At 53.5% G+C, this 19,693-nt stretch carries 18 protein-coding genes and 1 pseudogene; 14 read left to right on the top strand and 5 right to left on the bottom strand.

The features are described from left to right. Positions 1 to 39: 39 nt before the first annotated feature. The 7 genes and pseudogenes from purB (at position 40) to LOZ86_RS02365 (ending at position 7,627) form a co-directional block, all read left to right on the top strand. On the top strand, positions 40 to 1,404 hold the full coding sequence (gene purB, locus LOZ86_RS02335) for an adenylosuccinate lyase (protein WP_010294611.1): 1,365 nt from the start codon (positions 40 to 42) through the stop codon (positions 1,402 to 1,404). A gap of 9 nt (positions 1,405 to 1,413) precedes the next feature. Further along, complete coding sequence (locus LOZ86_RS02340; RefSeq protein ID WP_039486698.1) at positions 1,414 to 1,956, top strand: GNAT family N-acetyltransferase; 543 nt, start codon at positions 1,414 to 1,416, stop codon at positions 1,954 to 1,956. After that, positions 1,953 to 2,744, top strand: a complete 792-nt coding sequence (locus LOZ86_RS02345) for an amino acid ABC transporter substrate-binding protein (protein WP_039486699.1) — start codon at positions 1,953 to 1,955, stop codon at positions 2,742 to 2,744. Before LOZ86_RS02340 ends, LOZ86_RS02345 begins: the two co-directional genes overlap by 4 nt. Before the next feature lie 138 nt (positions 2,745 to 2,882). Next, positions 2,883 to 3,554 carry an amino acid ABC transporter permease gene (locus LOZ86_RS02350; RefSeq protein WP_039486752.1) on the top strand — a complete coding sequence of 224 codons (672 nt, stop codon included), beginning with the start codon at positions 2,883 to 2,885 and terminating at the stop codon, positions 3,552 to 3,554. Positions 3,555 to 3,563: 9 nt separating this feature from the next. Further along, entirely contained in the window at positions 3,564 to 4,325 is a 762-nt protein-coding gene (locus LOZ86_RS02355; protein WP_039486701.1) for an amino acid ABC transporter ATP-binding protein, read from the top strand. Positions 4,326 to 4,402: 77 nt separating this feature from the next. Beyond that, the gene (locus LOZ86_RS02360; RefSeq protein WP_039486702.1) at positions 4,403 to 5,560 is read left to right on the top strand and encodes a M20 peptidase aminoacylase family protein; all 1,158 of its coding nucleotides are present in this window, start codon (positions 4,403 to 4,405) and stop codon (positions 5,558 to 5,560) included. A gap of 740 nt (positions 5,561 to 6,300) precedes the next feature. After that, positions 6,301 to 7,627, top strand: a pseudogene (locus LOZ86_RS02365) (IS4 family transposase). Positions 7,628 to 7,678: 51 nt separating this feature from the next. On the opposite strand, the gene hemY reads toward LOZ86_RS02365, so the two are convergent. The 4 genes from hemY to hemC are packed head-to-tail and all read right to left on the bottom strand — an operon-like array spanning position 7,679 to position 11,701. Beyond that, positions 7,679 to 8,872, bottom strand: a complete 1,194-nt coding sequence (gene hemY / locus LOZ86_RS02370) for a protoheme IX biogenesis protein HemY (protein WP_039486704.1) — start codon at positions 8,870 to 8,872, stop codon at positions 7,679 to 7,681. A 2-nt stretch (positions 8,873 to 8,874) separates the two neighbouring features. Continuing rightward, entirely contained in the window at positions 8,875 to 9,999 is a 1,125-nt protein-coding gene (hemX, locus tag LOZ86_RS02375; RefSeq protein WP_039486705.1) for a uroporphyrinogen-III C-methyltransferase, read from the bottom strand. A gap of 23 nt (positions 10,000 to 10,022) precedes the next feature. Beyond that, positions 10,023 to 10,763 carry a uroporphyrinogen-III synthase gene (gene hemD, locus LOZ86_RS02380; RefSeq protein WP_039486706.1) on the bottom strand — a complete coding sequence of 247 codons (741 nt, stop codon included), beginning with the start codon at positions 10,761 to 10,763 and terminating at the stop codon, positions 10,023 to 10,025. Beyond that, the gene (gene hemC / locus LOZ86_RS02385; protein WP_039486707.1) at positions 10,760 to 11,701 is read right to left on the bottom strand and encodes a hydroxymethylbilane synthase; all 942 of its coding nucleotides are present in this window, start codon (positions 11,699 to 11,701) and stop codon (positions 10,760 to 10,762) included. Before hemC ends, hemD begins: the two co-directional genes overlap by 4 nt. 332 nt (positions 11,702 to 12,033) lie before the next feature. Here hemC and LOZ86_RS02390 point away from each other — a divergent pair, with 332 nt between their 5' ends. Together LOZ86_RS02390 and LOZ86_RS02395 are read left to right on the top strand one after the other, a co-directional pair. Continuing rightward, entirely contained in the window at positions 12,034 to 14,592 is a 2,559-nt protein-coding gene (locus LOZ86_RS02390) for a class I adenylate cyclase (RefSeq protein WP_111778519.1), read from the top strand. 45 nt (positions 14,593 to 14,637) lie between these two features. Next, positions 14,638 to 15,810 (top strand): MFS transporter, encoded by a 1,173-nt coding sequence (locus tag LOZ86_RS02395; RefSeq protein WP_111778518.1) that lies wholly within the window; start codon positions 14,638 to 14,640, stop codon positions 15,808 to 15,810. A gap of 34 nt (positions 15,811 to 15,844) precedes the next feature. Here LOZ86_RS02395 and cyaY read toward each other — a convergent pair whose 3' ends face one another. Continuing rightward, entirely contained in the window at positions 15,845 to 16,165 is a 321-nt protein-coding gene (gene cyaY, locus LOZ86_RS02400; RefSeq protein ID WP_039486710.1) for an iron donor protein CyaY, read from the bottom strand. A 59-nt stretch (positions 16,166 to 16,224) separates the two neighbouring features. Here cyaY and lptM point away from each other — a divergent pair, with 59 nt between their 5' ends. The 5 genes from lptM (at position 16,225) to yigB (ending at position 19,648) form a co-directional block, all read left to right on the top strand. Beyond that, the gene (lptM, locus tag LOZ86_RS02405) at positions 16,225 to 16,410 is read left to right on the top strand and encodes an LPS translocon maturation chaperone LptM (protein ID WP_039486713.1); all 186 of its coding nucleotides are present in this window, start codon (positions 16,225 to 16,227) and stop codon (positions 16,408 to 16,410) included. Positions 16,411 to 16,474: 64 nt separating this feature from the next. Continuing rightward, positions 16,475 to 17,299, top strand: coding sequence for a diaminopimelate epimerase (gene dapF, locus LOZ86_RS02410; protein WP_039277685.1), 825 nt, complete (start codon positions 16,475 to 16,477; stop codon positions 17,297 to 17,299). After that, positions 17,296 to 18,000, top strand: coding sequence for a DUF484 domain-containing protein (locus LOZ86_RS02415; protein WP_039486715.1), 705 nt, complete (start codon positions 17,296 to 17,298; stop codon positions 17,998 to 18,000). The genes dapF and LOZ86_RS02415 overlap by 4 nt, the downstream gene beginning before the upstream one ends. After that, entirely contained in the window at positions 17,997 to 18,932 is a 936-nt protein-coding gene (gene xerC, locus LOZ86_RS02420; RefSeq protein ID WP_039486716.1) for a tyrosine recombinase XerC, read from the top strand. The genes LOZ86_RS02415 and xerC overlap by 4 nt, the downstream gene beginning before the upstream one ends. Then, a complete protein-coding gene (gene yigB / locus LOZ86_RS02425) occupies positions 18,932 to 19,648 on the top strand; it encodes a 5-amino-6-(5-phospho-D-ribitylamino)uracil phosphatase YigB (protein WP_039486718.1) in 717 nt (238 codons plus the stop codon). The genes xerC and yigB overlap by 1 nt, the downstream gene beginning before the upstream one ends. Positions 19,649 to 19,693: the final 45 nt, after the last annotated feature.

Below are 19,693 nucleotides of genomic sequence, written 5' to 3' on the forward strand. Positions count from 1 at the left end.
TAAATCCCGCCTGATAAATCCAACACTAACGAGTTAACTATGGCATCACATCTTATTGATTTTCTTCTTATAGGGAATAATTTTGGCACGCCTGAAATGCGCGGCGTCTGGTCCGAGCATAACCGACTGACTAAACAGGTCGAAGTAGAAGTCGCTCTGGCGCTTGCCGAGGGTGAACTGGGTGTCATTCCGCTGGATGCGGCAAAAACCATTGCAGAAAACGCTGACGCAAGCGCGCTTAACGTTGAAGAGATTGCAAAAGATGCCGCGCGCATGAAGCACTCTCTGATGCCGACGATTGCCGCGATTCAGAAACAGTGCGGTGCCGCGGGTGAGTTTATTCACTACGGCGTGACCACGCAGGACATCGTTGATACCGCGACAGTGTTACAGCTGAAACAATCTTTTGATATTGTCGTCAGAGATACACAACTGCTGGCCGTTGAGTTGAAACGTCTGGCAAAGAAACACCAGCATACGCTGATGGCCGGTCGTACCCACGGTATGCAGGCGCTGCCCACCACGTTTGGCTTCAAGCTGGCCGTCTGGCTGGATGAATTTATCCGTCACCTCGAACGTCTGGGTGAAATCAAAGAACGTGTGTTGGTTGGCAACATCAACGGTGCGATTTGCACCTATGCCTCTTTTGGCGAGAAAGGGCCGGAAATCGAGCGACTGACGCTGGATAAACTGGGGCTGAATACGCCGAATATCGGCTGGCAGTCTGCCCGCGATCGCTTCTCCGAATATGCTTCTGTTACGGTTCTGATCAGCGGTACGCTGGGCAAAATCGGCAACGAGCTGTACAACCTGATGCGCACCGAGATTAACGAAATCGAAGAGCCGTTCTCTGAAGGGAAAATCGGTTCTACAACGATGCCGCATAAACGCAACCCTGCCGCGCTGGAAGGGCTGGCAAGCCTGACGGCTCCGCTGTTTAAGAGCGCCGCGCTGATTCATGAGTCCATGAAAGTTGAGCATGAGCGTGATGCGATGAGCTGGCGTGCGGAGTGGATTGCGCTGCCGGAAATCAATATCTATCTGTCTGCTCAGCTTCAGAATGCGCTTGGCATCCTGCGTGGTATGTCCGTCAACGAGAAGCAGATGCTGGCGAACCTCGATCTGCAAAATGGCCTGCTGCTGTCTGAGAAAGTGATGTTCGAGATTGGCAAACGTCTTGGCAAGCAGACTGCTCACCATCTGGTTTATGAATGTTCTATGCAGGCATTCGAGCAGAATCAGTCCTTTAAATCGGTACTGTTGGCTCACCCAGTGCTTTCTGAACAGGTGACCGCTGCCGATCTGGACGAATGGCTGAATCCGGCTAACTACGTTGGCAGTGCGCCGCAGAAGGTTGATGACGTGATTCGCTATGCGGATAACTCCGGCCTGCTGCCAGCATAAGGTGACATCATGAGTATCGTATTTCGTCAGGCTACGCTTGCGGACGATGAAACCTATCTGGGACTGGCGCTGGCGGCATTTGAGCCGATTCGCCAACTGGGTATCAACTTTTCCGCCGCCCATGCGGATATCGACATGGTGCGTACGCATATTGCCTCACACGGCGTTTATGTGATGGAAAAAGATGGAGAGATGGTGTCGTCATTTACCATCCGTTATCCGTGGGGGCCGGAACCGGGCCCGTTCGGTCTACCCCATCTGGGCTGGTTTGCGACGCACCCTGGCTATAAAAAACAGGGGCTGGGTAAGCAAATGATGAGCTGGCTGGAGGAAGAAATTCTGATTAACCAGCTCAAAGCGCCTGCCGTGTCGCTTGGTACCGCGCAAAACCATCCGTGGCTGATTGAGATGTACAGAAATTATGGTTTCAAGGAAGTCGGGCAGACGAATCTGGGAAAAGGACACCTGACAATCTGGATGGAAAAAATCCTTGATAACCAATTGTATGACCAGTGGAAAGATAAAAAATCAAAAAGAGAGGCAGTAAAATGATGAAAAAAGTAACGTTGTCTGTTCTGGCGCTGACGACCGCCTTTCTTGTTGCTGGCTGTGATTCTGGGAAGAGCGGCTCTGAGCAGGAAAAAGTATTGAAAGTGGGTTCAACAGGCCAAAGTTATCCAAGTGGCTTCAAGCAGGATAACAAGCTGGTCGGGTTTGACGTTGAAGTCACGGAAGCCATCGCGAAAGATCTGAACTACAAAGTTGAGTGGGTCACCGCCGATTTCAGCGGCCTGATGGGTCAACTGGAAGCGAGAAAACTGGATACTGTGGCGAACGTGGTAGCCATTACGCCGGCGCGTCAGGAAAAATACAACTTCGCCCAGCCGTACAGCTTCTACGGCAGCCAGATTGTGACGCACAAAGACAACGCGGACATTAATACACTGGCCGACCTGAAAGGCAAGACGGTTGCCGGGGTTCTGGGTTCTAACCACGTTAACAACCTGAAAAAAGCGTTTGCCGATGGCAGCGTGAATATTCGCACCTATGAAACACGCGATGGCGCGATGAACGATGCGCTGTCTAAACGCGTTGAAGGCTACGTGAATTCACGTCCGATTCTGTTGGCCGAAATCAATAAGCGTAACCTGCCGTTCAAGCTGGTTGGCGAGCCGCTGGTGATTGAAGAAGTGAGCTTCCCGTTCCATAAGGACGAGAAAGGTGATGCATTGCGTAAACAGTTCGATGCGGAATTGACGAAAATGCGTGCAGATGGACGCCTGAAAGCGTTCTCCGAAAAATATTTTGGTGAAGACATCACGGTATCACCGGCTAAATAACCTCACGCCGTCATTCTGGCGAGCCGTTACGTAGCCAGATGATTTGTTATGTAGCTAGATGGTTCGTTATGTAGCAAATAGTTATAACCCTGTTCCACCGGTGCAATATGGCCGGTGGAAGCATTAATGGTATTACTCATGAATATCGATCTTGCCTACCTGCTAAAGGTCTTTCCCCAGGTACTAATGTATTTGCCAACCACGCTGTTCCTTGCCGTGGTTTCGATGTTTTTTGCTATGGTGCTCGGCCTTCTCCTGGCGTTAGTCCGTGAAAGCAAGATCGTCGTGGTCGTAAAAATCGTCGAACTGTATATCTCGCTGTTCCGCGGTATTCCCTCGCTGGTTCAGCTGTTTATCATCTACTTCGGCCTGCCGCAGCTATTCCCTGGCTTATCCAATCTGGATGCGATGACGGCCGCGATTATCGGCTTTAGCCTGAAAACGTCCGCCTACATGGCTGAGATTTTCCGTGCGGGCTTGGCCTCGGTGGATTTCGGCCAGACGGAAGCGGGCTTATCCATTGGTATGAGTAAAGCGCAGGTTTATCGCCGCATCGTGTTGCCTCAGGCCATGCTGAATGCGCTGCCCGCGACGGGGAACACTTTCATCTCCCTGATTAAAGATACCTCGGTGGCTTTTGCACTGGGCGTCTCCGAACTGTTCGCGGAAGGCAAAATGATTGCTGCTGAATCTCTGCGTTTCTTTGAGACCTTCCTGGTTGTGGGTCTGATTTACTGGATGGTGATTGTTGTTTACGCCTGGCTGCAAAAACAGCTTGAGAAGAAACTGAATCACTCGCTACAGCGATAAGGGGCTGACATGATCAGTGTAAAGAATCTTTCTAAACGCTTTGGCGATCAGGTGGTGTTGGACAACATTAGTCTGGATATCGCGAAAGGCGAAGTCGTGGCAATTATCGGTCCATCTGGTTCGGGTAAATCCACGCTGCTGCGCTGTCTGAACCTGCTGGAAACGCCAGAGTCGGGCACGATTGAAATTGGCGAACAAACGCTGGATACGCGTCGTTACTCCGCTAAAGAGGCCTATGCGCTGCGCCGTCAGACGGCGATGGTGTTCCAGAGTTACAACCTGTTTAAGAACAAGACGGCGCTGGAGAACGTGACGGAAGCGCTGATTGTCGTGAAAAAAATGCCGAAGCAGAAGGCGAATGAAATCGGTCTGGCTTTGCTGGAGCAGGTCGGTCTGCTGCCGCAGGCGGCACAGTATCCGGTGACGCTATCCGGCGGACAGCAGCAACGCGTGAGTATTGCGCGTGCGCTGGCGGTGGATCCGAAGGCGATTTTGTTTGATGAACCGACCTCGGCGCTTGACCCAGAAAGGGTCCACGAAGTGCTTCAGGTGATTCAGAAGCTGGCGAAAAATGACACCACGATGGTGATTGTCACCCATGAAATGCAGTTTGCGAAAGAAGTGGCTGACCGCGTGATCTTCATGGCGGACGGCCACATTGTTGAGGAAGGCCCGGCGGAGCAGGTGATTAGCTTCTCGGATAACCCGCAAACCCAGCGTTTCCTGCGTCAGTTGACCAAGCTGCCTGAGCCGCTTGAGTACGATATTTAACGCATACGTAGACACACCTGCACGCCTGAACAAGGCAGCCCTGTCAGGCAGGGCACGATAATGTGGAGCAAGTATTCATGAGAACAGCACCTCAGCACGAGCCTCTGGCTCAGTTTATTCAGGCATTTCGCCACGATTTACACCGCAATCCTGAACTGTCGAATCAGGAGTTCGAGACCACGAAGAAGATTCGTACGGTATTGGAAAAAGAGGGCATTCGTGTCCTCGACCTGCCGCTGAAAACCGGCTTGGTCGCGGAAGTCGGCGGCTTACAGGATGGTCCACTGGTCGTGGTTCGTTCTGATATTGATGCCCTGCCGATTGAAGAAGAATCCGGCGTAGAATTTACGTCACTCAACAAAGGTGTGATGCACGCCTGCGGTCATGATTTTCACTCTTCCGCTGCGCTGGGCGCGGCGATTCTGCTGAAGAAAATCGAGCCGGAGCTGAAAGGGACAGTGCGTATTTTGTTCCAGGCTGCTGAAGAAACCGGGCTGGGTGCGCCGGAAGTCATTGCCGTTGGCGCGTTGGACAATGCGGTAGCGATTTTTGGCATTCACAACGATCCGACGCTGCCTGTTGGCGTCATCGGTGGGAAAGACGGTGCATTGACGGCGGGCGTTGACCGCTTTGAGATCAAGATCGCAGCGAAAGGCTGTCACGCTGCGAAGCCGCATGAAGGTAACGATCCGATTATCATTCTGGGTCAGCTGATTTCTGCCGTACAGACCATCATCAGCCGCACGGTATCGTCCGACAATAACGCGGTGGTGTCGATTACTCAGGTACATAGCGGCAGCACCTGGAACGTTATCCCGGACACTGCCTATGTTGAAGGTACAGTCAGAACGTTCAATCAGGCCGCACGCGATTTAATTGAACAGCGTTTCCGTCAGATTGTTGCAGGTATCGCCAGCACCTTTGGCGCAGAAATTGAGTTCCTGTGGCATGCAGGGCCGCCGTCGGTGATCAACACGCCAGAGTGGGTTGAGTTTGCGCTGAATGTGGCGAGTGACGAAGGGTTTGAAGCGCGCCGCGTGGAAGCCAGCCCGATTGGTGAAGATTTCGCGTTCTATCAGCAGAAATTGCCGGGTACGTTCATGATGGTCGGCTCCGGCGGACCGTATGCGCTGCACCACCCGAAATTCCGTGTTGATGACAGCGCGCTGTTCCCGACCGCGCACTATCTGTATCAGGTAGCGAAGCAGAGTTTAGAGCAGCTGTCCTCCCGTTAATCTCCTCTCATTAAGCCAATCCTGTCCGCGTCGGTTTCCAGGCGCGGATATTTACCCTTTTTTAAATTGAATCAACAGCTTTAATGGGACTGTCGGAAAAACACGACACTTGAGGGGTTCTGTTGTCGCAAAAAAGAGACATTTAATCCATTGATTAATAATGATTAATATTTTATTCGATAAATTCGTCTCTGAATGGCGACATGTTTTGTGAGCGCGATCTCGTTTTTGCCGGCTAACGTGTCTTAGGTCTTCTCCCAGTCGATAAATAAAAATATTATTTATTATTAGCTGGTTATCGCGATTTAATGAGTTGGTGATAATAAAATTATGCATGTTGGCATAATTTGTGCTTAAATAAGCGGGTAGATGCTCATTCCACCTTCTATGCTTGCTTCGGCTTCATAATCCTGGGAATGACGCAGAGCCAATTTGAGGTGCCTATCGTCCAACTCCAGATGAAGATGCAAATCTCCATCGGGCCTTCCGGACATAACGTTGAGTGAGGCACCATTCTGTTGTCTGACAGACCTGATATTTTCAACGCTTACCGTTTATCGGTAAGTGTTTTTTTTCGTCTGAGGAAAATGTCCGGTAACCGCCTTCTGTTGGACTATTCAGGACGGGCCATACAAAAGAATAAGGCTCCAAAAAGGAGTAATGCTGATCAGTTAAGGATCAGTTGAACGATCCAATAGCTGTGTAAGAATCCGGAAGTGTTCTTCATTTCCGGATTTTTTATGCGTATCTCTCAGGCCATCGACCTCGTTTCACGTTACGATTCGACCCGTAATCCTTTGACTTCTCTTGGCGACTTTCTTGACCCAGAACTTATTGCCCGTTGCCTTGCTGAGTCCGGCGTGGTCACCCTGCGTAAACGCCGTCTTCCTCTCGAAATGATGGTCTGGTGCGTTGTCGGCATGGCGCTTGAACGTAAGGAGCCGCTTCATCAGATTGTCAATCGGCTGGATATTATGCTGCCCGGTAACCGTCCCTTTGTTGCTCCCAGCGCGGTTATCCATACTGACAGCGGCTCGGAAGTGACGCCGTTCGACGGGTGTTCACGCACACCGCTCACTTGTGGCACAACGCTGTGGCGCATCCCCACTGGTGTGGATTGACGTTACTGGCGATGGATGGCGTCGTCTGGCGCACACAGGAAACACCTGAAAATGATACCGCCTTCCCGCGCCAGACTTACTGCGGCCAACCTTACCTACCCGCAGGTCAAAATGGTCTGTCAGATGGAGCTGACCAGCCATCTGATAACCGCAGCAGCCTTCGGTACGATGAAAGACAGCGAATATACCCTTACTGAGCAACTGATAGACCAGACCGCAGATAATACGCTGACGCTGCTCGATAAAGGGTATTACTCATTAGGGTTGCTGAATGCTTAAGAAGCGTGCGGGAGAACACCGACACTGGATGATACCGCTTAAGAAAGGTACCCGTTACGAGGAGGCCCGGAAACTGGGAAAAGGCGATCATCTGGTACAGTTGAAAACTACGCCACAATCCCGCAAAAAATGGCCGGGACTGAGTACAGAAGTGACAGCCCGATTACTGACCTATAGCCGTAAAGGAAAAATCTATCAGTTACTGACTTCGATGACTGATGGCATGCGTTATCCGGGAGGTGAAATGGTTGAGCTTTACAGTCACCGTTGGGAAATCGAGTTGGGTTACCGTGAAATCAAACAGACAATGCAACTGAGCAGACTGACACTGAGAAGCAAAAAACCGGAACTTGTGGAGCAGGAGTTATGGGGTGTGCTGCTGGCGTATAATCTCGTGAGATATCAGATGATTAAAATGGCCAGTCAACTGAAAGGTTACTGGCCAAATCAGCTGAGCTTCTCAGAATCCTGCGGGCTGGTCATGAGGATGTTGATGACGCTTCAGGGTGCATCGCCGGGTCGTATCCCTGAACTACTGCGAGATCTGGAGAGTATGGGACAGATGGTGAAGCTGCCGATAAGAAGAGAAAGAACCTTCCCGAGAGTGGTGAAAGAAAGGCCTTATAAATATCGAAAAGCGAAGAAAAACAGCCAGTCAGTTGCTTAACTGACTGGCATTACTCCAAAAAGGAGCCTTATGAAAGGGATAACGTAGTGATTAGCTGGCAGGCTGCTGTAGCGTGAGTAACAGCCCTTCGCGCCGCATTTGGGCCGCTTCATCCGGCAGATGCAACCGATCTAGCGCATCGGCACGCCAGGCATAATCATAAGCGTCCGGGCGTAATTCCAGTGCGGTGCGGAAAGCATCGCTGGCCTGCTGCCATTCGCCGTGTTTCATCAGCAACTGACCTAACGTACTGCTCAACAGCGCAGTAGCGCCTTGCTGCTTGATGTACTGGTGCAGCACTTTTTCCAGCTGTTCTGGGTTTCCGGCTTTAAGGCGTGGCATCAGCAGGATCAAACGTTCGTCATACTGGCGTTTGAGACCGTCGAGAATGATCTTCTGAGCGGTATCATGATCGTCACACTCGATCAAATGCTCAACCATCGCGACCTGAAGCGGGATCTCATGGCGTACTTTGCGGCTCTGATTATTCCACCATGATTTCAACCCTTCGCTACCACCATCCGCCATTGCCTGATTCATCAGGCCGATATACGCCTGCTGCTGTAGATCCAGCAAACGTTCTTCAGGGTACAGATTAATCTTGCGCATCGCAGGCAGAATATCCAGCAGTGCGCTGTAGGCGTGAGTACGCAGGAAAGCCTGCTCCGCTAAACGCAGCACCTCAGGATGGCGGGGCGCAACCTCCAGCAGTTTGTCCACGCCGTGACGTGCGGCATGATCTTCATTACGCGCAAGCTGAATACGCACGCGCGTAATATCTACCGGAAGCTGATCGGTATCTGCAACCTCGGCGGCACGCTCCAGATATTGCTTGGTACGGAACTCGTCACCGCGCTGCTGAGCGGCTTCGGCTGCCAGCAGGTAGTTAACCACGGGCTGCTCGGCATGATCGGCATTGCGCGTCAGTAGCTTCTCTACCTGTAAATAATCGCCCTCGGCCAGCTTGAGCAGTGCGGCTTTGGTCTGTTTTCTGGCACGGGTGCGTTTGCGGCCGAGGAACCAGCCGCGCGTGCGGGATCCGGTACGAAAGATCCGGCGGAGCACCCATTCCACCGCCAAAAAGGCGAGAAAGAACAGTACCAGCATAATGACCAGACCGGTCACGCTGGTTTGAATGTCGTAGTTATCCGTTTGGATCAGGACGTAGCCTTGGTGACCCGCGACGATCGGGCCGATCACGATGCCGGCGATCAGGATCAGGAACAGCAATAAGACTTTTAGCATGCTCATTCCCCTTGCTGTGTGGCTGGCGCCTGAGCCAGTAGGTTACGAACGCGCGTTTGCATCAGTTTTTCCAACAGCGCCTGACTTTGTAGCTCCGTTGGGACATCCAGTGAAACCGACTGCTGGCTTAAGGCATCGAGCTGATCTAAAAAGGCCTGCGTCGTGGGGTCGGTGGTATCAAAGTAGGCGCGAACCCAGGTTGCTGCCGTTTCCAGCGACTGTTTGTACACTTCATTCTGGTGGCGAGGAATGGCCTGTGCGGCAACCAGCAGACGTGAGCGGATATTCTCGCGCAGATACACATCCTGATTCGGTGCCAGCAGCGGTTCGGCAGCACTGTCGCGGCGGCGAATGGTGATAAAATCAGCCAAGAAATTGTGCCAGCTCTTGCTTAGATTTTGCCGCCACTCACTTAAGGAGGCAGACAGCTCTGTGCTGTTGGCGTCCATCGGCGCTTCATCAGTGTTGTTGTCGGCGAGCTGTAAGTTATCCAGCTGATCGGTGAGCTGATTTACTTTCAGGATGATGCCGTCAAAATCGACCTGACTCACGCCTGCCAGTGCACCGATATCGTTGGTCAGCGCGCGGCGGATTTCTATCAGGCTGGGATCGTTCATTTCCGCCAGGCTAGCGTCCGCGCTTTTCAGCAATGCGCCTGCGGTGGTGACGTCTTTGTCGCTCCACAGCTTACGTCCTGCCAGTTTCACCAGAAAATCTGCCTGAGCGATCAACCAGGTATTGGTGTCATGGCTAGAAAGCGCCGCCAGCTTATCGCGCAGCTCGTCCGACTGACGCGTTAGCGCCTCAAGACGCTGTGCGGCCGTGTCTTGTACTTTGCTTTGCTGCTGTTGAGCGTCCAGCCACTGCTGTTGCTCTTGCTTATGCTGCTGCTGCAATGCGTTTAACTGCGTTTCCAGACGTTGCAGCGCAGCGGTTTCTTTCTGCGCCTGCTGGTGGCCGTGGTAATACAAGCCCGCGCCTATTGCCAGCGCAATCACAATCGCGATCGCCCCGAGCACGGCACCGCTACGTTTGGGCTGCGGTGCAGGATCCTGTTGCTGATGCGCGGGTTCAACCCGTTCAGCAACCTCGTCGGATGGAGCTGTGGGGGTATTGTGTTCCGTCATAATGGTACATCCCATGATCAGGTTTATTGTAGTGCGCGCACGAGCGCATCGTTATCGGCGTTATCAGCCACTCGGGTATCACGCCAGCCGAGCTGACGAGCCTGTTCTGCTAGCCGTTCGCTGACGACGATCAGCTGGCAGCCGAGTAACCAGGAAGCCCGATAGTAATCAGGTACTAAAGTATAGATCCGTTGTAGCATTTCTCCGCTGGTGATCACCAGTTTGTCGATGCCTATTTGTTGCCAATGGCGGCTTTGCTCTAGCCCGTCATAGTGAACGTCTCTGCGCTGATAACATTCACAGTAGGTCACCTGTGCGCCGCGTTCGGTTAGCGTTTCTCCCAGCAGTTCCCTGCCGCCGTTGCCGCGCAGCAATAGCGCGCGTTTACCGGAAACATCTTGCAGGTCAGGAAGTTGCAGGAGCGTTTCGCTGGTTTCGCGCTCAGGCGGATACGTTACCGGGTGTGCGCTGATTTTATGTAGCGCCAGCGCGGTGGTACGGCCGATAGCGTAATAAGCGAGATGGGCAGGCCAGCTGATGCCTGTGCGTGCCAGCATCGGATCGGCGTAATGAATGGCGTGTTGTGAGAGCGCAAACACCAAATCGTCGGCGCTCAGTGCCTGTAATAGTGAAGGCAGGCTGGCGAGTTCTCGTCCGGGTGAAAACTCGATCAGCGGGCTGTGCCAGGCGTTATAGCCGAGCTTTCTTAAACGGGTCACCAGTTGTTCGCCAGTTGGTGACGGACGGGTAACCAGAATTGTCATGATGAGCTTGATCCTTGATAAACGGCTTGAAGGATGGCGCAGGCCCCTTTTGCTAACAGCTCTTCAGCCAGTGCAATGCCGAGTTGTTCGGCATCGGAGACGCTTCCTTTACGTTCACCGACGATCATTTGGCTACCGTCTGGCGCGCCAACCAGCGCACGCAGCCACAGCGTGTCGCCTTCCAGTTCAGCATAGCTGCCAATCGGCACCTGACAGCCGCCTTCAAGGCGTACATTCATGGCGCGTTCAGCCCATACGCGGGCAGCGGTAGCGGCGTGATTGAGCGGGGCGAGGAGTTGGCGGACATGTTCGTCATCCAAACGGCATTCGATGCCGATAGCGCCTTGTCCGACGGCAGGCAGAGATTCTTCTGGGCTTAACGCACAGCGGATGCGTTCTTCAAGGCCGAGGCGTTTCAGGCCGGCGACAGCAAGAATAATGGCGTCATAGTCACCGTTATCCAGTTTTGACAGGCGGGTACCGACATTGCCGCGCAAATCACGAATCACCAAATCGGGACGTCGCGCGCGTAGCTGGCACTGGCGGCGCAGGCTAGAGGTGCCGACACAGCTGCCTTCTGGTAATTGATCGAGGCTGTCGTAATGATTGGAAACAAAAGCGTCGCGCGGGTCGTCGCGTTCGCAAATGGTGGTCAGGCCGAGGCCGTCTGGGAATTCGACGGGCACATCTTTCATGGAGTGGACGGCGATATCAGCGCGCCCTTCAAGCAGCGCCAATTCCAGTTCTTTAACAAACAATCCTTTACCGCCGACCTTTGCCAGTGGCGTATCCAGGATGATGTCACCGCGGGTTACCATCGGCACCAGCTCCACGTGTAAATCCGGGTAGAGGTGGTTTAAACACTGCTGAACATATCGTGCTTGCCATAGGGCGAGCGGGCTTTGTCGGGTGGCAATTCTAATAATATTGGCTAACATGCTTGATACCGTTTTTATCATTTTCCGCCATCGTATCATTGATGGTGCGTTGGTGTCAGGTTGTGGGCATTAGCGGCGCGCCTTTTAAAACGGTCTGAAATTCGGGTGCTGCAAGTCGAGTAAAGAAGCCGTGCTGATGCAGTTGGGTAGGTAAATTCGTAATAAAGCAAGATAGGTAAGTCTAACTTTCTTTACTTTCTTTACGCCCAATCAGCAAGGTGTTAAATTGATCACGTTTCCAGCAATAATTCGCTAAACATTCTTCTAATTTCATCATGCGGATTTGGAACACGGGGTTTTTCTAGGCACTGGGATAAATCAGGCGAAACGTCTTGTACTTCTACATCGAGACTTTGAAGCAAAGACTGGATGCGATCAACCAACTGCGTGTTGACCGTGCTCTGGGAGCAATGAAACCCGCTTTTCAGCAGGTTTACAGTCTTCTGCCCATTTTATTACATCATCATCACCCGTTGATGCCAGGCTACCTTGAAGGCAAGGTGCCTCACGGTATCTGCACTCACACGCCTGATGAAAAGCAGCAACAGTACCTTGATGGCATCGCGTTGCGCTGGGGTCCGTTTGACTGTTCTCATCCACAGGGTGAACTGCCGATCACGGGCATCTATTCCATGGGAAGCACCTCGTCTATCGGGCAGAGCTGTAGCTCCGATCTCGATATCTGGGTGTGCCACCAATCCTGGCTGGATAGCGAAGAACGCCAACTCCTACAGAAGAAATGTACGCTGCTTGAGCAGTGGGCTGCGGCGCAGGGCGCTGAGGTCAGCTTCTTCCTGATGGATGAAAGCCGTTTCCGCCACAATGAAAGCGGTAGCCTGAGCGGTGAAGACTGCGGCACCATGCAGCACATTCTATTACTCGATGAATTCTACCGTACCGCCGTGCGTATGGCGGGTAAACGTATTCTGTGGAATATGGTGCCGGTCGAGGAAGAATCTCACTACGACGAATATGTGCTGTCGCTGTACTCGCAGGGCGCGTTGGCACCGAACGAGTGGATGGATTTAGGCGGCTTGAGCACGCTGTCGGCGGAAGAGTATTTCGGCGCGAGTCTCTGGCAGCTCTATAAAAGTATCGATTCCCCTTATAAAGCCGTACTGAAAACGCTGCTGTTGGAAGCCTATTCCTGGGAATACCCGGATACCAGCCTGCTGTCGAAAGAAATAAAAAAACGCCTGCATGACGGCGAGATCGTCTCTTTCGGTCTTGATCCTTACTGCATGATGCTGGATCGCGTGACGCACTATCTGACGGCGATCAACGATCCCACGCGTCTGGATCTGGCGCGTCGGTGTTTCTACTTAAAAGTGTGCGAAAAGCTCTCCAGAGAAAAAGCCTGCGTCGGCTGGCGTCGCCAGATACTGAGCCAGCTGGTGCAAGAATGGGGCTGGAGCGACGACCATCTGGCCATGCTGGATAACCGCGCTAACTGGAAAATCGAACAGGTACGCGAAGCACATAACGAGCTGTTGGATGCGATGATGCAGACCTATCGCAACCTGATTCGTTTCGCCCGCCGCAATAACCTGAGCGTCAGCGCCAGCCCGCAGGATATCGGTGTGTTGACCCGTAAACTGTACGCTGCGTTTGAAGCGCTGCCGGGTAAAGTTACCCTGCTGAACCCACAAATTTCGCCCGATTTGTCGGAGCCGAATTTAACCTTTATCTATGTTCCTACGGGTCGTGCGAACCGTTCGGGCTGGTACCTGTACAATCAGGCACCGTCGATGGATGCGATCGTCAGCCATCAGCCACTGGAATATAACCGCTATCTGAACAAGCTGGTGGCATGGGCATATTTTAATGGCCTGCTGACACCAAGCACGCGTCTGTACATTAAAGGCAACGAACTGTGCGACATCACGCGCCTGCAAGCGCTGGTGGACGACGTAGCCAGCCACTTCCCGCTGCGTCTGCCTGCCCCTACGCCGAAGGCGCTGTACAGCCCGTGTGAAATTCGTCATCTGGCGATTATCGTCAATCTGGAACACGATCCGACGGCGGCCTTCCGCAATCAGGTGGTGCATTTCGATTTCCGTCATCTGGATGTCTTTAGCTTCGGCCAGCAGCAGCAGTGTCTGGTCGGTAGTATCGACCTGCTGTATCGCAACTCGTGGAATGAAGTGCGTACGCTGCATTTCAGCGGCGAGCAGGCGGTGTTGGAAGCGCTGAAAACCATTCTGGGCAAAATGCATCAGGATGCGGCGCTGCCGGAATCGCTGGAAGTCTTCTGCTACAGCCAGCACCTGCGCGGGCTGATTCGTACCCGTGTGCAGCAGCTGGTGTCCGAATGCATTGAGCTGCGCTTGACCAGTACGCGTCAGCAGGAGCCAGGGCGCTTTAAAGCGGTGAAAGTGGCAGGGCAAACTTGGGGTTTGTTCTTCGAGCGGCTGAGTGTATCGGTGCAGAAGCTGGAAAATGCGGTCGAGTTTTATGGCGCGATTTCCAACAACAAACTGCAAGGCCAGCCGGTTCAGGTTGAAACCAACCACGTGCATTTACCGCCAGTGGTCGATGGCGTCGCCAGCGAAGGGATCATCCAGTTCTTCTTTGAAGATCTGACAGAAAATCAGGGCTTTAATATCTATATTCTGGATGAGTCGAATCGCGTTGAGGTGTATCACCATTGTGAAGGCAGTAAAGAAGAGCTGGTGCGTGATGTCAGCCGCTTCTATTCGTCTTCGCACGATCGCTTTACCTACGGTTCCAGCTTTATCAATTTCAACCTGCCGCAGTTCTACCAAATCGTACAGCTGGACGGCCGCACGCAGGTGATCCCGTTCCGCAGCAGCGCCCTTTCTCATCTGTGCATTACGCCTGTGGTGGATGATGAGGTGATGACGATGAAGCAGCGGTTACAGATTTTATAACTCTCTGATCTCCGGCTTTCAGCGTATTCAGAAAGGGACGTATTGATGGATTCGTTGCAACGCCGAAACCTGATACTGCTGGCGCTCGGACAAGGGCTGACCGGCAGTATTATTTCCCTGATGACGCTATGTTCTACGCTGGTTGGCGTATCGATGACGCCCGTTCCGCTGTTGACCACGCTACCGATTACCGCGACGGTATGCGGTGCGGCGCTGATGATCTATACCGTTTCGTCGCTGATGACAAAATATGGCAGGCGCAATGCGTTCATCATCGGCACGCTGATCGGGCTGGCGGGCGCGCTTTTGGCGGCGCTGGCGATTCTGCTACACAGCTTCTCCCTCTTTGTGTTTTCGACGTTTGTGCTGGGGATGTCCTGCGCCTTCAATCAGTATTATCGCTTCGCCGCGGCTGAGATATTTACTGATAATCAGCAGAAAAATCGTGCCATTTCGTGGGTGATCAGCGGCGGTATCCTGGGCGGTTTTCTCGGCCCGTTCGCGGCGAGCCAGTCTTCTCAGCTCTGGGCGTCGTATCCGTTTCTCGGCAGCTTTATCGCAGCGGGCTGCATCTGTGTTGTCACGTCTCTGCTGTTGCTTGGCCTGAAACTTCCTCCGATGTCCGTTGCCACGCCCACTGCCCAGCGTAGTGAACCGCTGGCGGCGATTCTGAAAAGCCGGGCATTTGTGTTGGGAACGGTAAGCTGTTCCGTTGGGTTTGTGGTGATGACGCTATTGATGAACTCCGTGCCGCTGGCGATGCACCAGCACCACTTTTCCGTCGGCCACAGCGCGACGGTTTTGCAATGGCATTTTGTGGCCATGTATGCGCCTGCGCTGCTGTTAGTGCTGTTGGCAAAACGACTGACGCCGATTCAGGTCGTGATGATTGGCATGGTGTGTAACGTCGTCGGGGTGGCGGTCGCGCTGAGCGGTTTGACGTTCTGGCACTTCCTGTTTGCGCTGATGCTGTTCGGCATCGGGTGGGCGTTTATGTTCAACGGCGGGACATTCATGCTGAACGCGTTTACCCATTCAGTGCATAAATCGCGTTTGCAGGGGATTAACTCGCTGGTGATTTACGTGCCTAACGCGCTGGCTTCGCTGTCTGCTGGCAGCCTGATGGCGCTGACCAGCGGCTGGCCGATGGTCAATATGGTAGGTATCGGCATGCTGTTGTTGCTGGTTCTGGGGCTGATAATTCTGGGACGGCGCTGATGTGTGGCGCGCCGCGGGCCCGTTGAAAAGGCAGTTACCCGAAGTGAACGGTTTCCCCGGCCTGATCCGAGCAGGCTGCTGACAGCAGCGCGATAAAATCTTCACCGCTGCGAGCGCATACCCAACGTTCTTCCTGAAGGTTGAAATGGTAACCGCCTGCTTTGGTCGCCAGCCAGATTTGGTGTAGTGGCTCCTGCCGATTAATCACGATTTTGCTGCCATTTTCAAAACTCAGCGTCATCACGCCGCCGTTGGTTTCGTAATCGATGTCGGCATCACCCTCAAACCGATCCAGCGTTTCTTCCAACTGAAGCATGAGTTCGTCGGCTAATTGGTGGAACTCGCTATCGTTCATTTTCGATTCCTATTGATTTTCATGATCCACCTGCGATTATAGAGAGCATACGAGTATTAATGACAGGTCTTAACGTGATGAAAAACGTGTTTCGCCAGTTTTTTCTGGTGTTATCAGTAGTGAGTTTATTCGGTTGTGGTCTGAAAGGTCCGCTTTATATGCCTACCGATGGCAAATCCGGTGCGTCAACGACTCAGCAAAATGAGAACCAGCCGCCGCAAAAGAAAACGTCAATGCGTCCTTAATGCGTGACGACAGTAATCAATAACAGGTCACGCGCCCGGTTAAGCAAGCGGGGGAGTCAGGATAATGCAGTTCGCTAAGATGCACGGGTTAGGCAACGATTTCATGGTTGTTGATGCCGTTACGCAAAACGTTTATTTTTCACCCGAATTGATTCGCCGTTTGGCGGATCGACACTGTGGTGTAGGGTTTGACCAACTGCTGGTTGTCGAGCCACCCTACGATCCTGAACTGGATTTTCATTACCGCATTTTTAACGCGGATGGCAGCGAAGTGGCGCAGTGCGGCAATGGCGCGCGCTGCTTTGCTCGCTTTGTTCGCCTGAAAGGGTTGACCAACAAGCGTGATATCGCTGTCAGTACGCAGACCGGCCGGATGGTGTTGTCGGTGACCGATGACGAACTGGTGCGCGTCAACATGGGCGAACCTAATTTCGAGCCGCAACAGGTGCCTTTCCGCGCGGTCAAAGCGGAGAAAACCTACATCATGCGTGCCGACGAGCACACGGTGCTGTGTGGCGTGGTGTCGATGGGCAACCCGCACTGTGTGATTCAGGTTGAGGATGTGGACACGGCGAAGGTGGAAACGCTGGGGCCGCTGCTGGAAAGCCACGAGCGTTTTCCCGAGCGTGCCAACATCGGTTTTATGCAAATTGTTGATAGCCACACTGTCCGTTTGCGGGTGTACGAACGTGGTGCGGGAGAAACACAGGCGTGCGGTAGCGGCGCGTGTGCTGCCGTGGCGGTAGGGATCCAGCAGGGATTATTGTCCGCGAACGTTCGCGTATCTCTGCCGGGCGGGGAGTTGGATATCCAGTGGGATGGGCCGGGACATCCGTTATTCATGACCGGGCCTGCAACGCATGTCTACGATGGATTTATTCATTTATGAAGAATGTCGAGGAACAGGCAGAGCGCGAGATCGCACTCAGTGACGAGATGGTTTTGCAGTTCCTGCAACAGAATCCTGATTTTTTTATCCGCAATGCGCGTCCCGTCGAGCAGATGCGCATTCCTCATCCCGTCAGGGGAACCGTGTCGCTGGTAGAATGGCAACTGGCACGTCAGCGTAACCACATTACTCAGCTTGAGGAAGAGATCACGCTGTTGATGGAGCAGGCGGGGGCGAACGAAGTGCTGTTCAATCGCCTGCTTGGGTTACAAACTGAATTGGCGTCGGCGGACAGCCTGACGGACATGTTGGATCGTTTGCAGCGCTGGGCGCGTCAGCTTGGTCTGGCGGGTGCAACGGTTCGTCTGTTCAGCGATAAATGGCGCCTTGGCGCGCCTTCTGGTTTTACCCATCTTGGGCTAAACCGCTCCACCTTTGAGCCGCTGCGCATTCAGCGCTTCGGACAAAGTAACCATTATCTTGGCAGTCTGAACGGGCCGGAGCTGCTGCTCCTGCTGCCGCAGGCCAGGCAGGTTGGGTCGGTCGCGCTATCGCTGATGGGAAATCATCACGATTTGGGCGTGCTGATTTTCAGCAGCCGCGACAGCCACCATTATCAGGATGGCATGGGAACCGTGCTGCTTCAGCAAATGGCCATGATGCTGCCGGCGATGCTGGCGCGCTGGGTTGAGCGGGTATGAGCCAGCAGCCTGCGCCATCGGAGGCTCCTTCCTCTTCGCCGTTACAAGCTGATGTTGATGCGTTCCTGCGTTACCTGAAAGTAGAGCGTCAGCTAAGCCCGCTGACGCAGACCAGCTATTTACATCAACTGTCTGCGGTTATCACGATACTCTCCGCGGCGGGTGTGGCTGACTGGCGCAAGCTGGATGCTTCAGGTGTGCGTTCCGTGGTGTCCCGCAGTAAGCGCGATGGGCTACATTCCAGCAGTCTGGCGCTACGTTTATCGGCATTGCGCAGCTTTCTCGACTGGATGGTGTCACGCGGTGTGCTGACGGCGAACCCCGCTAAAGGCGTATCCACGCCGCGAGCCGGACGGCCATTACCGAAGAATATGGATGTGGATGAGGTGAATCGGCTGCTGGAGATCGATTGGGACGATCCCCTTGCGGTGCGCGACCGCACGATGCTGGAAGTGATGTACGGCGCGGGGCTGCGACTGGCGGAGCTGGTTGGTATGGATTATCAGCATATAGATTTAGCCAGCGGTGAAGTCTGGGTCATGGGGAAAGGCAGTAAAGAGCGCAAGTTGCCGATAGGAAAAACGGCGGTAACCTGGCTGGAACGCTGGCTGGCACTGCGTGAGCTGTTTGGCCCGCAGGATGATGCCGTGTTTATCTCCAATCAGGGGCGACGCATTTCGATGCGTAACGTGCAGAAGCGTTTTGCCGAATGGGGAGTTAAGCAGGGCGTCAATAGCCATGTTCATCCGCATAAACTGCGTCACTCCTTTGCGACGCACATGCTGGAATCCAGTGGTGATTTACGGGCGGTACAAGAGTTGCTTGGCCACGCTAACCTGACCACTACGCAGATTTACACCCATCTTGATTTTCAACATTTAGCCTCCGTGTACGATGCCGCGCATCCACGCGCCAAACGAGGGAAACCCTGATGCATTTTTACCGACCTCTTGGCCCGATCCGGGCAATCACGTTCGATCTGGACGACACGCTGTACGATAACGCGGACGTCATTCGGCGCACGGGGCAAGAGTCAATCCACTTTCTACAACAGTACCATCCGGCGCTTCGTGATTTTCAGGCGGATGATTTTCAGAACTTACGCCAGACTTTGCTTGAGCGCGAACCGGACATTTATCACGACGTGACTGAATGGCGTCGCCGTGCGGCTGAACTGGCGATGTTAGAGCGCGGCCTGAGTGCGGCAGAGGCTAAGGATGGCGCAAAAGCGGCAATGGAAAACTTTGCCCACTGGCGCAGCCAGATTACGATTACCGAAGAGACGCACCAGACGTTAGCAGCGTTAGCCGAGAAAGTACCGCTGGCTGCCATCACCAACGGTAACGCTGAGCCGCACCGATTCGGCCTCGATCGCTATTTTTCTTTCATCCTGCGCGCTGGCCCGCACGGCCGTGCCAAGCCGTTTGATGACATGTACCATCTGGCGGCGCAAAAGCTCAACCTGCCTGTGCATGAGATCCTGCACGTCGGTGACGATCTCACGACCGATGTCGCGGGGTCGATCCGCTGCGGTATGCAGGCCTGCTGGATTAACCTGCGTGAAGGCTGCCTGACGCAGATTGGTGATGCCCGACTGCTGCCGCATATTGAAATTTCGCGGTTGGCATCGCTGTCGGCATTGCTATAATCACGGCATTAATCTGTATAAATCACCAGTGGAAATGCCTTGCTT

This window comes from Pectobacterium parvum (assembly GCF_020971565.1).
Lineage (GTDB): Bacteria > Pseudomonadota > Gammaproteobacteria > Enterobacterales > Enterobacteriaceae > Pectobacterium > Pectobacterium polare.

Excerpts from the sequence above, each read along its gene's own strand:
- LOZ86_RS02350 (WP_039486752.1), top strand. The coding sequence starts at position 2,883 with ATGAATATCGATCTTGCCTACCTGCTAAAGGTCTTTCCCCAGGTACTA.
- hemC (WP_039486707.1), bottom strand. The coding sequence starts at position 11,701 with ATGTTAGCCAATATTATTAGAATTGCCACCCGACAAAGCCCGCTCGCC.
- hemY (WP_039486704.1), bottom strand. The coding sequence starts at position 8,872 with ATGCTAAAAGTCTTATTGCTGTTCCTGATCCTGATCGCCGGCATCGTG.
- hemX (WP_039486705.1), bottom strand. The coding sequence starts at position 9,999 with ATGACGGAACACAATACCCCCACAGCTCCATCCGACGAGGTTGCTGAA.
- LOZ86_RS02360 (WP_039486702.1), top strand. The coding sequence starts at position 4,403 with ATGAGAACAGCACCTCAGCACGAGCCTCTGGCTCAGTTTATTCAGGCA.
- yigB (WP_039486718.1), top strand. The coding sequence starts at position 18,932 with ATGCATTTTTACCGACCTCTTGGCCCGATCCGGGCAATCACGTTCGAT.
- purB (WP_010294611.1), top strand. The coding sequence starts at position 40 with ATGGCATCACATCTTATTGATTTTCTTCTTATAGGGAATAATTTTGGC.
- LOZ86_RS02345 (WP_039486699.1), top strand. The coding sequence starts at position 1,953 with ATGATGAAAAAAGTAACGTTGTCTGTTCTGGCGCTGACGACCGCCTTT.
- LOZ86_RS02340 (WP_039486698.1), top strand. The coding sequence starts at position 1,414 with ATGAGTATCGTATTTCGTCAGGCTACGCTTGCGGACGATGAAACCTAT.
- hemD (WP_039486706.1), bottom strand. The coding sequence starts at position 10,763 with ATGACAATTCTGGTTACCCGTCCGTCACCAACTGGCGAACAACTGGTG.
- dapF (WP_039277685.1), top strand. The coding sequence starts at position 16,475 with ATGCAGTTCGCTAAGATGCACGGGTTAGGCAACGATTTCATGGTTGTT.
- lptM (WP_039486713.1), top strand. The coding sequence starts at position 16,225 with ATGACAGGTCTTAACGTGATGAAAAACGTGTTTCGCCAGTTTTTTCTG.
- LOZ86_RS02355 (WP_039486701.1), top strand. The coding sequence starts at position 3,564 with ATGATCAGTGTAAAGAATCTTTCTAAACGCTTTGGCGATCAGGTGGTG.
- xerC (WP_039486716.1), top strand. The coding sequence starts at position 17,997 with ATGAGCCAGCAGCCTGCGCCATCGGAGGCTCCTTCCTCTTCGCCGTTA.
- cyaY (WP_039486710.1), bottom strand. The coding sequence starts at position 16,165 with ATGAACGATAGCGAGTTCCACCAATTAGCCGACGAACTCATGCTTCAG.
- LOZ86_RS02395 (WP_111778518.1), top strand. The coding sequence starts at position 14,638 with ATGGATTCGTTGCAACGCCGAAACCTGATACTGCTGGCGCTCGGACAA.
- LOZ86_RS02415 (WP_039486715.1), top strand. The coding sequence starts at position 17,296 with ATGAAGAATGTCGAGGAACAGGCAGAGCGCGAGATCGCACTCAGTGAC.